This window comes from Cellulomonas sp. P5_C5 (assembly GCF_054049655.1).
Genome location: NZ_JBFULY010000043.1, coordinates 1 through 12872, shown reverse-complemented (window position 1 = coordinate 12872; position 12872 = coordinate 1). Strand labels below are relative to the sequence as shown.

11 protein-coding genes are annotated in these 12872 nt (G+C 69.4%); 5 read left to right on the top strand and 6 right to left on the bottom strand.

Annotation, left to right across the window (positions count from 1 at the left end):
* Positions 1–2: 2 nt before the first annotated feature.
* The 5 genes from ACXJKF_RS21235 to ACXJKF_RS21215 are packed head-to-tail and all read right to left on the bottom strand — an operon-like array spanning position 3 to position 5283.
* A complete protein-coding gene (locus tag ACXJKF_RS21235) occupies positions 3–1082 on the bottom strand; it encodes a LysR family transcriptional regulator (protein ID WP_456789729.1) in 1080 nt (359 codons plus the stop codon).
* The gene (locus tag ACXJKF_RS21230) at positions 1079–2125 is read right to left on the bottom strand and encodes an amidohydrolase family protein (protein WP_456789728.1); all 1047 of its coding nucleotides are present in this window, start codon (positions 2123–2125) and stop codon (positions 1079–1081) included. The genes ACXJKF_RS21235 and ACXJKF_RS21230 overlap by 4 nt, the downstream gene beginning before the upstream one ends.
* Entirely contained in the window at positions 2122–3252 is a 1131-nt protein-coding gene (locus tag ACXJKF_RS21225) for an FAD-dependent monooxygenase (RefSeq protein WP_456789727.1), read from the bottom strand. Before ACXJKF_RS21225 ends, ACXJKF_RS21230 begins: the two co-directional genes overlap by 4 nt.
* Positions 3253–3277: 25 nt before the next feature.
* Entirely contained in the window at positions 3278–4297 is a 1020-nt protein-coding gene (locus ACXJKF_RS21220) for a cyclase family protein (RefSeq protein ID WP_456789726.1), read from the bottom strand.
* Positions 4294–5283 carry a fumarylacetoacetate hydrolase family protein gene (locus tag ACXJKF_RS21215; RefSeq protein ID WP_456789725.1) on the bottom strand — a complete coding sequence of 330 codons (990 nt, stop codon included), beginning with the start codon at positions 5281–5283 and terminating at the stop codon, positions 4294–4296. Before ACXJKF_RS21215 ends, ACXJKF_RS21220 begins: the two co-directional genes overlap by 4 nt.
* A gap of 194 nt (positions 5284–5477) precedes the next feature.
* On the opposite strand from ACXJKF_RS21215, the gene ACXJKF_RS21210 reads away from it, so the two are divergent.
* The 3 genes from ACXJKF_RS21210 (at position 5478) to ACXJKF_RS21200 (ending at position 8479) form a co-directional block, all read left to right on the top strand.
* Positions 5478–6557: a cupin domain-containing protein gene (locus ACXJKF_RS21210; RefSeq protein ID WP_456789724.1), complete on the top strand. Its 1080-nt coding sequence runs from the start codon at positions 5478–5480 to the stop codon at positions 6555–6557.
* Complete coding sequence (locus tag ACXJKF_RS21205) at positions 6557–7087, top strand: maleylpyruvate isomerase N-terminal domain-containing protein (RefSeq protein WP_456789723.1); 531 nt, start codon at positions 6557–6559, stop codon at positions 7085–7087. Before ACXJKF_RS21210 ends, ACXJKF_RS21205 begins: the two co-directional genes overlap by 1 nt.
* Positions 7088–7267: 180 nt before the next feature.
* Positions 7268–8479, top strand: a complete 1212-nt coding sequence (locus ACXJKF_RS21200) for an MFS transporter (protein WP_456789722.1) — start codon at positions 7268–7270, stop codon at positions 8477–8479.
* A gap of 290 nt (positions 8480–8769) precedes the next feature.
* On the opposite strand, the gene ACXJKF_RS21195 is transcribed toward ACXJKF_RS21200, so the two are convergent.
* A complete protein-coding gene (locus ACXJKF_RS21195) occupies positions 8770–10683 on the bottom strand; it encodes an adenylyl cyclase (RefSeq protein ID WP_456789721.1) in 1914 nt (637 codons plus the stop codon).
* A gap of 519 nt (positions 10684–11202) precedes the next feature.
* Here ACXJKF_RS21195 and rhaI point away from each other — a divergent pair.
* Complete coding sequence (rhaI, locus tag ACXJKF_RS21190; RefSeq protein WP_456789744.1) at positions 11203–12351, top strand: L-rhamnose isomerase; 1149 nt, start codon at positions 11203–11205, stop codon at positions 12349–12351.
* Between the two features lie 40 nt (positions 12352–12391).
* Positions 12392–12872, top strand: a 481-nt coding sequence (locus ACXJKF_RS21185) for a class II aldolase/adducin family protein (RefSeq protein ID WP_456789743.1), incomplete at its 3' end; no start/stop codon positions are given.

The window sequence follows — 12872 nt, the reverse complement described above, 5'->3', positions numbered from 1 at the left end:
GCTCAGACGAGGTCCGGCGACCGTGGTCCGTCGACGCCTTGTGCAGCCTCCAGGATGATCGATCGCAACCAGGCATGGCCAGGCTCGAGCTGCTGAGCGGGGTGCCACCACAGAGCCTCGACGAGCGGGATCACGTCGAAGGGGCACGGCACCGTCCGCAGCCGGTGTCCTCGCATCAGCATCGGGACGAGCCGCTCCTGGACCAGCGCGATGCGGTCCGTCCCGACCAGGAACTGGGGAATGGCAAGGAAGCTCTCGACCACGATCTGGACGCGGACCTCGACGCCGAGGTTCTCCATCTGGCGCATCGGCGGGGTGAACGCCGACGACGACCTGAAGCTCACGACCCAGGGGTGGCCTGCGAGCTCGGACAAGGTGACGGTCTCGCCGATCGTCGGGTGATCGGCGTCCACGACGCACACCCAGGTGTCGGTGAACAGGTCGAGGTGCGGGAGTCCCGACGCGAACCCTCGCGGCAGGATCATCGCGTCGGCCTCACGGAGCACCTCCTCCGCCCGCTCGATCAGCTGAGGGGTGTGGGGATGGAACTCGACCCGGACCCCTGGCGCCCGCTCGGCGACGATCTGGCTGACTCCGGTGCCGATGACGCTGAGGGAGTAGTCGGCCACGAGGACGCTGAAGGACCGGTCGGATGTGGCGGGGTCGAACGTGGGTGCGACGGAGAACACGCGTTCCACGCCCGCCATGGCTGAGCCCGTGCGTTCGCGCAGCTGCTCGGCGAACGGGGTGAGCTCGTACGTGTTCCCGACGCGGACCAGCAGCGGGTCGTTGAAGTGCCGGCGCAGCCGGGCCAGGGACGCGCTCAGGGCTGGCTGGCTCAGGCCGAGCTTGGCAGCCGCGTTCGTGACGCTGCGTTCCCGCAGCAGCGCGTCGAGCGCGGTCAGCAGGTTCAGGTTGAGGTTGGCGATGTTCACGGTCGGCCTCCCGCCGAACGGGCGCACCAGCGGGCCGCGATCCTCGAGGACGCCATGGTTCATCGTAGGAGCGACGCCCACGTCGCCGGCCGAGCGGCGCGCATGAGGTCGGACGGGGAAGTCGACCAGGTCGCTCTGACTGGTCATGACCGCAGCCCCGGCCGGAGCCCGAGTCGATGCGCGTTCCCGCGCTGGATGGAGTTGACCTCGTAGGCAGTCAGTCCCGATGCCTGCAGATCGCCGACCGGGTCGTCCGTCCCCATGTCGAACGGGTGGTCGCTGCCGAGGCAGACACGTTCCAGACCGACCGCGTCGACGAGGGTGCGCAGCGCCCGTCGGTCGTGCACGACGGTGTCGAACCAGAGGTCGCGCAGATAGCTGCTCGGTGGCCTGGCGCACGTGCCTGCCTCGGACCGGACGCGCCAGGCCCGGTCGTTGCGGCCGAGATACGTCGGCAGGTACCCCCCGCCATGAGCTGCCAGGATCTGCAGGTCCGGATGCCGGTCGAGGACCCCGGAGAAGATGAGGTGGGACAACGCGAGCGTCGTCTCGACGGGCTGTCCGACGGAGTTCGAGAGGTACCAGCGGTCGAGCCGCTCGTCGAGCGTGCAACCGAACGGGTGCACGAAGACGAGGGCGTGGAGCGCGGCTGCCTCGGCCCAGAACTCGTCGAGCCGTGGATCGGAGAGCTCGATCGTGCCGCCGTGCGGGCCTGGCGCGTGCGAGGAGATCTCGACACCACGAAGACCCTTGGAGACCGCGTCGCGCAGCGCCGCCGCGGCCAGGTGGGGATGCTGGAGCGGGACGAGTCCCAGCCCGGTCAGACGGGACGGCGCTGCGTCCACCGCGAGCGCCACGCCGTCGTTCACCCGCCGGGCCAGGTCGAGCGCGAGGGGCTCGTCGGCCCAGTAGTGGTATTGAGACGGTGACGGCGAGAGGACCTGGAGGTCGACGCCCTGCCGGTCCATGACCTCCAGGCGATGGTCGGTCCGGACGAGCAGGTGGCCCCGCTCGCGGACCATGACGGCCGACACCGCGGTGGACTCGGAACCGTTGCGCAGCAGGTCGAGCATCCGCTGGGAGTCCAGTCCGGCTTCGTGCGCGACCGCCTGCTCGACGTCCGGTACGAGCACGTGGGCGTGGACGTCAACCGTCGGCAGCCGTGCGTGGCCCAGCCCGTCGGCACTCACGCGGGCACCGTGACGAGCGCGGCGATCCGGCCCATGAGCCCAGGAACGTCTCCGCGCTCGCCGTCGATGAGCCACTGCCCCAGCTGGACCGATGCGTCGACGACCGCCCGCGCTCGCTCGAAGCGCCGGTCGGTGAACTCTTGCCAGAGTTCGGCGTCGACCGCGTCACGCGTCAGGAGAAGCTCGGACAGCACCGCGGCGTCCTCGAGTGCCTGCGCGGCGCCCTGCGCGAGCGTCGGAGGACAGGCGTGCGCTGCATCGCCGACGAGGACGACGCGCCCTCGGTTCCAGGGTTCCTCGAGCACGTGCGCCTCGAACCAGGTGTAGCTGACCCGCGAGGCATCGGTCAGGGTCGGCCGGATCTCGTCCCACGGGCCTCCGTAGCCCTCGGACAGCCGACGCATCTCGGCGAGCTGCTCGTCCGGGGTCAGGGCGCTGCGGTCCTGGGCCGGCTCGACGATGTAGGCGTACAGGGAGTCCGGTCCGGTCGGGCAGTAGCCCGCGATGTACTGCGGGCCCCCGTAGAACAGGTCCGTCCGCGTGACGCTCTCGGGCCGGCTGGTGAACGCTCGCCAGATGCCCATGCCCGTCGAACGGGTCTCGAGCGGCACGCCGATCATCCGACGCGTCCACGAACGGATCCCGTCGGCGCCCACGACCAGGTCGTAACGGCCGCTGGAGCCGTCGGACAGCTCGACATCCACCCCCGACTCGTCCTGCTCGATGCCGGTGCACGTCGTGGCGAGCCGGATCTTCACGCCGACCTCCTCGGCGCGTTCGTGCAGTGCCCGCGCGAGCTCCTGCCGTGGCATGCCGAGCGTGGCCGGGAGGTCCGGTCCTCCGGTGCGAGCGTCCGGGAGCACGGCGATCACCGTTCCGGCGGGGTCGGGGGCACGCAGACCGAGGGTGTCGAAGCCGTAGCCGGCCGCCTCCACCTGGTCCCAGACACCGAGGTCGCGCAGCACGCGCAGGGCATTGCCCTGCAGGGTGATGCCGGATCCCAGGGTGACGATGTCGGGCTTGATCTCGACGAGGTCGACCTCGACGCCTGCCTGGGCGAGGAGGATCGCGGTCGCGGCACCCGCCGCGCCGCCGCCGACGACCAAGACCTTGCTGACTGCTGGCATGTCCGCTCCTTCGAGAACGATGCGACTACTTGACTGCGAGGGGGTTCACGGGGGCGCCGACGGCCCCGGTGAACGGGATGGGGGCTGCCGTGAGCCAGAAGTCGTAGGTGCCGTCCTGCGCGCAGTCCGCCGCGAGGTCGTCGAGGTCCCACATCTCACCGACGAAGAGACCCATGTTGGGGATGACGACCTGGTGCAGTGGCTGGAACGCGTCGTCGAACTCGTTCGGCCGCACCTCGAACCCCCAGGTGTCTGTCGCGACCGCGGCGACGTCCGTCCGTCGCAGCCAGCCGGCCGTCGTGATCGACAGGCCGGGGGCCGGGCCGCCTGCGTACTGGCCCCAGCCGTCGCGTCGAGCGCGTGCAAGTCGGCCGGTGCGCACCAGGAGGATGTCGCCCGGTCCCACCGTCGATGACGGCCCCTGGCTCTCGATGCACGCGCGCAGGTGTTCCGTGGTGATCGCGAACCCGTCGGGAAGCTCGCCGCCCGTGCCGTGGGCGTCGTCCCCGAGCAACCGACCGACATCGAGCAGGACCCCGCGGCCGGCGATCTGGGCGGCGGCCGTCTCGATCCCGGTCACCAGGTCGCCCGCGCTCGTCACGACGTCGCCTGCCCGTCGCCCGTTGTAGGCGCGGCCGTGGTCGAAGATGTGCCCGAGCCCGTCCCACTGCGTCGAGCACTGCAACGGCATGGCGACGACGTCGTCGGCCCCGCCGAGGCCGTGCGGGAAGCCTTGGATGCCACGTTCGGCGTCGACGCCGGTGTCGAGCATCGTGTGGACCGGGTTGGTGCGGCGGCGCCAGCCGTTCTGGGGTCCGTTCCCGTCGAACGGCAAGGACAGGGAGAAGGTCCGGCCACGCCGCACGAGCCGCGCAGCGGCGGCGCGCTTCGCGTCGTCGATGAGGTTCAGGGTGCCGAGCACGTCCGCGTCACCCCACCTGCCGGTGTTGGAGCACGCGGCGGCCAGGATCGCGATGACGCCTTCGGGATCGGTCCGGTCCAGGGTCGACGGATCCAGGTCGGCGACGTCGTCGACCGCGGTCATGCGCTCGCGCCGACGAACGTCGTGCGCTGCACGCCGAGGTCGGAGATCGACGCCTCGATCACGTCCCCGGGGCGCAGGAAGCGCCGCCAGTGCATCCCGTTGCCGGCCGGGCTCCCGGTCAGGACGAGGTCGCCGGGGGAGAGGGCGACGAAGTGGGAGGCGTGCGAGACGAGCGACGCGACGTCGAACAGCATGTCCTTCGCGGACTCGTCCTGCATGACGTCGCCGTTCAGCCTCAGGGTGAGCCGCAGGTCCGCGGGATCGCCCTGGAGCTCCGACGGCACGAGATACGGCCCGAGCGGAAGGAAGCCGGGGGCGTTCTTGGCGCGCAGCCAGTCGGTCCCGATCTCCGGCATGTCCCGACGGAAGACGAGGTCGCGGCTGGTCAGGTCGTTCGCGATCGTGTAGCCGGCGACGTGGGCGAGAGCCTCGTCCCGGCTGATCTGGTACGCGGGCTTCCCGATCACCGCGACGAGCTCCAGCTCCCAGTCGGCCTGCTCGCTGTAGGAGGGCAGCACGACGTCCTCGTAGGCACCGGTGATCGCGGACGGCGCCCCACTGAACAGGTACGGGATGCCGGTGCGGGCACGCTCGTCCATCATGACCGCCGCCTCCGCGCGGACCTGCTCCTCGGTGCGACCGCCCGACAGCTCGGTGTGCTTGACCGCGAGATCGAGGACGTGCGTGCGGTAGTTCGCCCCGGCCTGAATGATCTGCGCGGGAGCGACGGGTGGCATGACCGTCAGCGCGTCGAGGGAGTGCCAGTGGCCCGGCCGCGCCTCGGCGAGCCGCGCGAGCGCCGGGACGACAGCGTCCCACTCCGCGAGCAGGGCGGTGGTCGTCCGGACAGGTGCCAGGTGCTCGGGTACGGAGGCAAGGTCGAGGACGTCCGAGCCCACGACGAGTCCGGCGAACGGCCCGGCGCCGGCGTCGAACATGCCGACGGCGTAGGAGGTCGTCGAGGGGAGCGGKGCAGCGTTGCGCACGAGTCTTCCGTCCTTCATTGCACGGGTACGCCGACGTCGGCGGGGACTACAGGATCAGACTCAGCAGCCGCACCGTGAAGCCGTTGATCCCTGATCACGCGCATCATGAGTTCTGATGCCATGTCGGGGCAGATGTCCTTGTCCACTCCGGAACGGTTGGGATACCAACGACTGTCTCCGACGAGAGGGCTGCGATGAAGCAGATGGACGGCACCGCCGACACACCGGAACTGGCACGCCTGTACGAGGATTTCGCAGCGATCAGCACGAGCCCGCTGTGGACTCAGCGCGATGACCTGATGCCGATGGCCCCGGCACCCCGAGCGGTACCGCACGTGTGGCGGTGGAAGCAGCTGTTCGACATCGCCGAGCGCAGCGGCGCGCTCGTGCCGGTGGGTCGCGGTGGTGAGCGCCGGGCCATCGGCTTGGCGAATCCTGGCCTTCCGGGCACGGCCTACGCGACTCCCACGCTCTGGTGTGCCATCCAGTACCTCGGCGGGCACGAGACCGCGCCCGAGCACCGCCACGCCCAGAACGCCTTCCGCTTCGTGATCGAGGGCGAAGGGGTCTGGACGGTCGTGAACGGCGACCCGGTCGCCATGCGCCGCGGTGACCTTCTCCTCACCCCGGGGTGGCACTTCCACGGCCACCACAACGACACCGACGAGCCGATGGCCTGGATCGACGGTCTGGACGTCCCGCTCTCGCACTACGCCGACGTCGGGTTCTTCGAGTTCGGGTCGGAGCGGGTCACCGACGAGGCGTCGCCACCGATCTCCCGCAACGAGCGGCTGTGGGCGCATCCCGGGCTCCGGCCCCTCAGCGAGCTCGAGGCTCGGGTGAGCTCTCCGTTGATGGCGTACCGGTGGGAGCACACCGATCGCGCACTGACCGAGCAGCTGGCTCTCGAGGACGAGGGGCAGCCGGCGACCGTCGAGCAGGGCCACGCGGCGATCCGCTACGTCAACCCCACGACGGGCGGCGACGTGATGCCGACGCTGCGAGCGGAGTTCCACCGCCTGCGTCCGGGCGCGACGACCCCCGTCCGGCACGAGGTCGGGTCGTCGGTCTGGCAGGTGTTCGACGGCACCGGGACCGCCATCCTCGACGGCGTCGAGCACTCACTGGAGAAGGGCGACCTGTTCGTCGTGCCGAGCTGGGTCCCGTGGTCGTTGGCGGCGGACGKCCAGCTCGACCTGTTCCGGTTCAACGACGGACCCGTGATCGATGCTCTCGGCTTCACTCGCACGTACCTCCCGKGCCGTGGTGACTGATGCCGGCGCGCACCGACCGCACGTGTGACGCGGTGATCCTGTCCGACCTGGTGAGCGCTCGGCGCGCGCAGGCCTACTACGCCCGGCAGCTGCGCGGCCTGACGGACGAGCAGCTCGACGGCCCGAGCACGACCGAAGGCTGGTCACGACGACGACTGGTCGCGCACGTCGCCCTGGGCGCACGCGCGCTGACCCGGCGGACGACGTGGGCGACGACCGGTGTCCTTGATCCTCTGTGGTCCTCGTCGCAGGAGCAGGTCGCGACCGAAGAGTTCACCGCGACCCTGCCCGCCCAGGCGCTACGCAACCTGGCCGAGCACGCAGCAATCCATCTCGACGTCGAGTGGCGGGACCTGCCTCCGGCGGCGTGGGATCTGCCGTTCACGGACCTGGACGGATCTGCCACGTCCCTGCGGGCATCCGTGCCGCAGCGGGCGCGCCTGTTGTGGCGCGCCGCCATCGCCCTGGGCAACGGCGGACGGATCGAGGACGCGCCGGACACGGTCAGGCGGTCACTGGCCTCGGCCTGAAGCCGCGCAGTTCCGGGCTACCGCATCCGTCGCCGTGATGCGCTCCATCAGCAGATGGTCCGTTGCCGGGCTCGCGTCCAGGCCCTCGAATGGTGACCGCCGCAACGCCGCGGCCGGGACACGGAGACGACAGTGCGCCCCGCACRCTCTCCGTGTCCTCCCCAGTCACCCGGAGGTTCAATGACGAACAGCTCCATCACCATCGCCCCGACCGCGCGCCGGGCCGGCGTGTGGCAGGCCGTCCTGCTGCTCGCCGGCAGCTGCATGCCGGTACTCGGATCGGTCCTGATCACGCCGATCCTTCCGCAGCTCTCCGAGGCGTTCGCGTCCGTTCCCGGAGCCGACGTCCTCGTCCCGATGATCGTCGCGGTGCCGGCGCTGATCATCGCGTTGTTCGCGCCGTTCGCCGGTCAGATCGTCGACCGTCTGGGCCGCAAGGCACTCCTTGTCGCCGCGATGTTCGCCTACGCGATCGCCGGCACGGCGCCGGTCTGGCTCGACGACCTGCACGCCATCCTGGTGAGCAGGATCTTCGTCGGACTCTGCGAGGCGGCGATCATGACCGTCTGCACGACCTTGATCATCGATTACTTCCACGAACCTCGTCGTCGCAACCGCTACCTCGGGCTGCAGACGGTCGTGACGACCCTCGCCGCGACGGTGTTCATCGGGATCGGTGGTGCGCTGGGGGTCAGCGGGTGGCACACCCCGTTCTGGGTGTACGCCATCAGCGCGGTCATCGCCGTGCCGATGATCATCTCCCTCTGGGAGCCGAGCGCCGAGGGTCGAGCGGAGCAGGCGTCTGCCGAGGTCGCCCGGTCGCGGATCCCGTGGCGCCAGCTCGGCCTGCCGCTCGTCGTGACGCTGTTCGGCGGGTTCACGTTCTACGTGCTCATCATCGAGGTCAGCTACCTCGTCGTCGGCACCGGTGTCGACGCGACGAACACCCAGACGATCGGGATGGTCGCGGTCGCCGCATCGCTGGCCACCGCCGCCGGAGCGCTCGCCTTCGCACGCGTCTCCACCGCACCGAAGCGCTCGCTGCTGGGGACCGGGTTCGGGTTGCAGGCGCTCGGCATGGGCCTGATCTGGTTCGTCCCCGGACTGCCGGGCGTCGTGCTCGGCGCGATCGTGGCGTCGGCCGGTTCCGGCCTGCTGCTTCCGTCCTTGGTCACCTGGGCCCTCTCGACTGTCCGGTTCGAGGAGCGAGGGCGTTCGACCGGGCTGTGGCAGTCGGCGTTCTTCGGAGGCCAGTTCCTGACACCGCTGATCATGGGCGCGATGACTGGCCTCRTCGGCGGACTGGCGCCGGCCGTCGGAGTGGTCGGGGTGCTGGCTGCCCTGGTCAGCGTCGCGATCCTGCTCAGACTGCGGGTCGACGCCGGCGAGTGAGGCGCGAGCGAAGCCCCCGACCGTGTGCGTTCAGTTCTGCGGCCCTTCGATGCGCCTTCCTGGAGGCAGCTCCATTTCGGAACCACATTTCGGCACTACCCCTTCACCACGTCGATGCGGGTCCTCGAATGGCGTGAGAAAGCAGTGTTGTCCGTGGGCTGAAAGCCACATGCGGCATTCTTGTCGTTCGTGCCTTCTCTGAGGTCGTGATGCCGCCGTCGTCGGTGGCACGTGCAGGTGGAGCCCTCGACCGAACGTGCGGGCGAGGGCTCCACGAGGCTCGCGGGTGGTCAGCCGGAGTAGGCAGCCAGGCGAGCTGACGACGCGAAGCCTGGGACGACCTGGTTGGGCAACGTGGCGTCCACCGGGGCCCCAGCACCATTGACGATGGACGTGACACCGCCGCCGAGAGCGATGACCGCCGTCGTCATCGACCTGAGCTGCACGGTGGCGCGCCTGGGCGCCTCGATGGACGTCCAGGCCTGCACAGGGGCGCCGGCGAAGGTCGAGGCCGTGAAGAGCGCGTAGATCGCCGTCCCTGTCGCCGAGTGCGCGGTGACGGTGGGCGAGACCTCGTAGGAGGCGTAGCCGTTCCTGATCCCGTCCATCCACGCCGCCTGGTTCGGCGGGTCGTAGGGGAACTCGCTCTGATAGAAGACTGTCCTGCCGCGCTCGCCGTTCCAGATGGTCTGGTTCTTCTGGTTGTGCTCCACGAACAGACCCAGCGCGGTCACGTCGAGGCCGTTGACGACGAGTCCGTGGTCGCTGGTGTTGGTCGTCCAGCCGACCCCGGTGCCGTGGTCGGCGCGCCAGAGCCAGGTGTTGTCGAGGATGACCTTGCTCTGGTTGATCTCGAGCATGGTCGTGGTCGAGCCGGCCTGGGCCCCCCCGACGCGGACGAACACATCGCTGAGGGTGGTGGGCTTGAGCGCGTCGCCGACGCCGACGGAGTTGCCCGTGCCGACCTTGACCAGGACCCGCGCGCCGGGGCTCGCATCAACGATCAGGCTCGAGATCACGACGTTCGTGACGTCACCGACCTGGATCGCGGCCTGACCACCGGTGGGCGCCAGGGTCGCGTAGCCCATGCCCATCACGACCGTGTTGGCGCGGGTCACCTGGATCGGGGCGTTCAGACGGTAGACACCCGGGGTCAGGATGAGGTTCTTCCCTGTGGACAGCGCGGCGTTGATCGTGGTGGCGGAGTCGGTCGGCTTGGCGATGTGGAACTGGCTGATGGGGATCCGGGTCCCGGCGTTGGTGCTCGTCGACCAGTCGACACCCGAGGAGCCGGTGCGCCCGCTCGGGACGAAGACCGAGTAGTCGTTGCCGGTCGCGGTGAGGAACGGGGCCGGCCGAGAGACTGGGGTTGAGGGCAGCGTGGTGATGCCCCGTTCGGTGAGGTCTGTCGCCGGTGCACCGTTCACGCCGGAGAAGACCAGGTTTGCCGACGCGCCGGTCCAGCCGCCGATCTGGCTGTCTCGGGTGTAGTACTGCGCCTGACCGGGCCCGCGGTCGCCGCCGCTGTTGACGACGCCGCGGACGCGGCTGTCAGCGATCTCCGCGCCGAAGAGGGTTGCGCCGTAGGCACCGTTCAGGTCCAGGTGTCCCTGGATGTCCACCCGTCGCAGCGAGGACGCCTGGGAGGTCGCCCAGCGCAGGGTCCCGGCTGGCGCGACCCCCTCCGGCCGGGCGCGCTGCGCGTCGGCGCCCACCGGTCTCTGGATGGGGTTGACCGAGAGGTTGGCCAGCGAGCGGTAGAAGTTCGTGAGGCCGTCCGAGGAACCGTCCGCGCCCTGCCGCGGCTCGGCATGGAGCGCGCCGTTGATGGTGACGTCTGTCGGCGAGGTCCCGAGGCCGGCGATCGAGGTGTAGTAGCCGACTTCTGAGTTGACGATGCCCGTGGCGGTCAGCGGGTTGCTCTGACCGGCGGAGCTGCCGTAGGTGCCCGGCTTGAAGTAGACGGCGTGCCGGTTGGGGCTGAACTCAGCCTCGGCAGAGATGCTCTGCAGGTAGGCGTTGATCTGGGCGACCGGAGTGCTCGGGTCGAAGATMCGCACCTGGGGCCCGAAGTCCGGTGCGGTCTCCGCGGCTTCCGAGGGGAGGACGGTCAGCCCGCTGACCGCTAGGGATCCCGCGAGTCCGGCCAGGGCGAGGGTGCCCCCTCGAGTCCAGCGGGTCGATCTGGTCGTCGTGACGTGCATGGGGTGTCCTCTCGTGGGTGAATCGTCGCGAGGATCGGGTAGAGGGACCGATCCGCCGGGCTTCCGCCACGTCCTCGGGGCGGAGGTTCGAGCTGGCAGCGCCCGCCCGGGTCGGGCGGGAAAGAAGACGGAGCCCACGGTGGGGTGCATGGTGGGGCGTCTCAGGCTGCGGCGCACCCGGCGGTGAGCTGCGCCACCTGATCGCACGAGCGCCACGGGCGTGCGTCGGCGTGCGTCGTTGCCGGGATGGATACGAGCTCTGGGCACTGTCTTGACCCGTGAAGCCCGGTCGGGCGCGTCGGTCGACTCTGACCGGTTCGCCGTCAAGCAGCGTGGTGTCGTCTCGCGGTCCCGGGAAGACCGTTTCGCTGATCTCGAATATCACCGCCGTCTATTTCTGCTGTCCATCGGCGGGATTGTTGACGAGCGCCGACGACGATTTGACAACAGCACCTTTCTCCGATGCAATGAATCGATTCAACGACGAAAGGGTGACCCGTGGTGACCAATTCCGCCGCCATGCTTGAGCGGCTCGAGGCCCTCGCGATCGAGGTGCCCTCCTGGGCCTTCGGCAACTCCGGGACGCGGTTCAGGGTCTTCGGGACGCCTGGGACTCCGCGGAGCGTCCAGGAGAAGATCGCGGATGCGGCACAGGTCCACGCCTTCACCGGGCTCGCACCCGCCGTCGCTCTGCACATCCCTTGGGACAAGGTGGACGACTACACCGCGTTAAAGGAGCACGCGAACGAGCTGGGAGTCGGCCTCGGCACCGTCAACTCGAACACGTTCCAGGACGACGCGTACAAGTTCGGTTCGCTGACGTCCGCTGACGACGGCGTCCGACGCAAGGCGATCGACCATCACCTCGAGTGCATCGAGATCATGGGCCAGACCGGATCGCGCGACTTGAAGATCTGGCTCGCCGACGGCACGAACTACCCGGGCCAGGACGACATCCGTGCCCGCCAGGATCGACTCCACGAGTCGCTGTCTGAGATCTACGGCCACATCGGCGAGAACCAGCGCCTGGTCCTCGAGTACAAGTTCTTCGAGCCGGCGTTCTATCACACGGATGTTCCCGACTGGGGGACCGCCTTCGCGCAGGTCAACGCTCTGGGCGACCGTGCAACCGTCTGCCTGGACACCGGGCACCACGCCCCCGGGACGAACATCGAGTTCATCGTCGCCCAGCTGTTGCGACTGGGAAAGCTCGGCTCGTTCGACTTCAACTCGCGGTTCTACGCGGACGACGACTTGATCGTCGGCGCGGCGGACCCGTTCCAGCTGTTCCGGATCATGGCTGAGGTCGTCCGCGGGGGCGGGCTCGAACCCGGTTCGGACCTCGCTCTGATGCTCGACCAGTGCCACAACATCGAGGACAAGATCCCCGGGCAGATCCGCTCTGTGCTGAACGTCCAGGAGATGACCGCACGTGCTCTGCTCGTCGACCGGACGGCACTCACCGCAGCCCAGCAGGCGAACGACGTGCTCGGCGCGAACGCGGTCCTGATGGACGCGTTCTGGACCGATGTGCGCCCCACGCTGGCGGCCTGGCGCGAGTCGCGCGGTCTGCCGGCTGAYCCGATCGCCGCTTTCGCCGCCAGCGGCTACCTCCGCCGGATCGCCGAGGAGCGCGCCGGTGGAACGCAGTCCGGCTGGGGCGCCTGACGTCGCGTCTGTTCACACACTTCTTGAGAGGACGATCTTGATGACGAACGAGACCGCTGCTGAGCTGGTTTCACGGTCCAACAGGCTGGGTGCGGACCCGCGGACCACGAACTACGCGGGTGGGAACACGTCCGCGAAGGGTACGGCGACGGACCCGGTGACGGGTTCGGACGTGGAGCTGCTGTGGGTGAAGGGGTCCGGGGGTGACCTGGGGACGTTGACGGAGAAGAACCTGGCGGTGCTGCGCCTGGATCGGCTGCGTGCGCTCGTCGAGGTCTACCCGGGCGTGGACCGTGAGGACGAGATGGTCGCGGCGTTCGACTACTGCTTGCATGGCAAGGGGGGTGCGGCGCCGTCGATCGATACGGCGATGCATGCGCTGGTCGATGCGGTGCACGTGGACCATCTGCACCCGGACTCGGGGATCGCGTTCGCGACGGCCGCTGACGGGGAGGCGCTGACCCAGGAGGTGTTCGGCGACTCGGTGGTGTGGGTGCCGTGGCGTCGGCCGGGGTTCCAGC

What these genes read in the sequence shown, in the direction of transcription:
- ACXJKF_RS21235 (WP_456789729.1), bottom strand. Translation starts at nt 1,082, where the DNA reads ATGACCAGTCAGAGCGACCTGGTCGACTTCCCCGTCCGACCTCATGCG.
- ACXJKF_RS21225 (WP_456789727.1), bottom strand. Translation starts at nt 3,252, where the DNA reads ATGCCAGCAGTCAGCAAGGTCTTGGTCGTCGGCGGCGGCGCGGCGGGT.
- ACXJKF_RS21220 (WP_456789726.1), bottom strand. Translation starts at nt 4,297, where the DNA reads ATGACCGCGGTCGACGACGTCGCCGACCTGGATCCGTCGACCCTGGAC.
- ACXJKF_RS21205 (WP_456789723.1), top strand. Translation starts at nt 6,557, where the DNA reads ATGCCGGCGCGCACCGACCGCACGTGTGACGCGGTGATCCTGTCCGAC.